Origin of the sequence: Kitasatospora sp. NPDC007106 (assembly GCF_040634455.1) — a bacterium.
GTDB lineage: Bacteria > Actinomycetota > Actinomycetes > Streptomycetales > Streptomycetaceae > Kitasatospora > Kitasatospora arboriphila.
Genome location: NZ_JBEYFP010001143.1, coordinates 1 through 1,605, shown reverse-complemented (window position 1 = coordinate 1,605; position 1,605 = coordinate 1). Strand labels below are relative to the sequence as shown.

2 protein-coding genes are annotated in these 1,605 nt (G+C 70.5%); both read left to right on the top strand.

The annotated features are described in order from the left end of the window. Window positions 1–380: 380 nt before the first annotated feature. On the top strand, window positions 381–1,028 hold the full coding sequence (locus ABZ641_RS36590; RefSeq protein WP_359988849.1) for a TetR/AcrR family transcriptional regulator: 648 nt from the start codon (window positions 381–383) through the stop codon (window positions 1,026–1,028). A gap of 310 nt (window positions 1,029–1,338) precedes the next feature. Then, window positions 1,339–1,605 (top strand): beta-ketoacyl synthase N-terminal-like domain-containing protein (locus tag ABZ641_RS36585; protein WP_359988847.1); only part of this gene is annotated, 267 nt, incomplete at its 3' end.

Sequence of the window (1,605 nt, the reverse complement as noted above, 5' to 3'; positions counted from 1 at the left end):
CCAGCTTCGACGGCCTGCCCGGCGGCAGCCGCACCGGCCGGTCGCTGCTGGCCGCGCAGGTCCGGACGGTGCGGCGCCGGCACGTTCGGCCGGGCGCGGGGACGGGTCGTCATGGGATGCCTCCCCCTGGGGCAGGCCCGGCCGGGTCGGTCCGGGCTCGATGGCTCAAACATACACTCAAGTCCACTGAATGGCTAGGGGACTAAAAATGTATTCGAGTACATGGGTGCCCGCTACGACGGTGGAGGTCCTGTGTGCAGGTCTTCATCCGGCCAGGTCCGGGGCGGTGCCGTCCGTTGACATGGACTTCGCCCTATGTTTGAGTTGGGGCACATCAATGCACTCCAGTGCAGCAGCGACGATGTCATCTGGAGGCCTGTGTGCGTCGACCCTCAGACGCCCCGACGGCCGTGACCTCGCGGCGGGCCCGCAACAAGGAGCGCGCCAGGGAGCGCGTCTACACCTCGGCCAAGACCCTGTTCGGTCGCAAGGGGTATGCGGACACGTCCGTCGCGGAGATCGCGGAACACGCGGACATCGCGCGTGGCACCTTCTTCAACTACTTCCCGCGCAAGGACGCGCTCATCAGCGTATGGGCCGAGGAGCGCAGAACGGAGCTGATGCGCCGTCTGTCCCCGCAACTGCAGTGCGGATCGGGGGTCGTGGCGGACCTCCGCGCCTGCCTGGCCGTGCTCGGCGCCCTCAACGAGGAGGAGCCGGAGCTCAGCGTGGCGATGCTCACCGCCTGGGTCCAGGCCGGGCGGCCGCTGGAGGAGGAGTCCTACCTCGGCGCGATCTTCGCCGACATCGTCGAGGCCGGCCGCACCCGGGGCGAGGTCCCCGCCGCGGCGGACGCCGGACGGGTCGGCGAACTCGTGCGCGACCTCTACCTCGGCACGCTGTACCGCTGGAGCCGGGAGGATCCGGCCGACCGGCGCCGCCACTCGCTCGGCGCCGAACTGCAGCAGGCCCTCGACCTGCTGATCCACGGCATCGCCGCACCGCCGGGGCCGAACCCCCCGCGGTGACCCCGGGGAGGCCCCGCCTCCCCACCCCTTCGAACGGGCCGCCCGTGCCTCGCGACGCTCTTGTCGTTGCGCGCACGGGCGGCCCGTTCGGCGTTGTCCGGGGCCGTTCGTTCGTCTGCGTGCCGGTGCGCGAATCGCCCATCGGAGGACGTACCCCGCCAACTCGCGCCGGCCGGGCGGCAGGTCCTCGGAGTCGCGTAGTTAAACACCGAGACCAAACTTGGCTTCCAGTGTAAGTTTGCATCGCGCTAACGACGAGCGCCCGCTGTCCCGTCCGTCCGGTCGTACTCGAAGAGATTGGACCACCCACATGGAGCACGTGCGACAGAGCCCCGGCGCCCCCATCGCCGTCATCGGCATGGGCTGCCGCTTCCCCGGGGCCGACGGGCCGGAGCAGTTCTGGCGGAACCTGCTCGCCAACACCGACTCCGTCACACCCGTCCCCGCCGAGCGCTTCGACATCGCGCCCGACTACGACCCCGCGCCCGGCACCCCCGGCAAGACCGCCTCCCGCCACGGCGGCTTCATCACCGACGCCTTCGCCTTCGACCACGCCTTCTTCGGCATATCGCCCGCC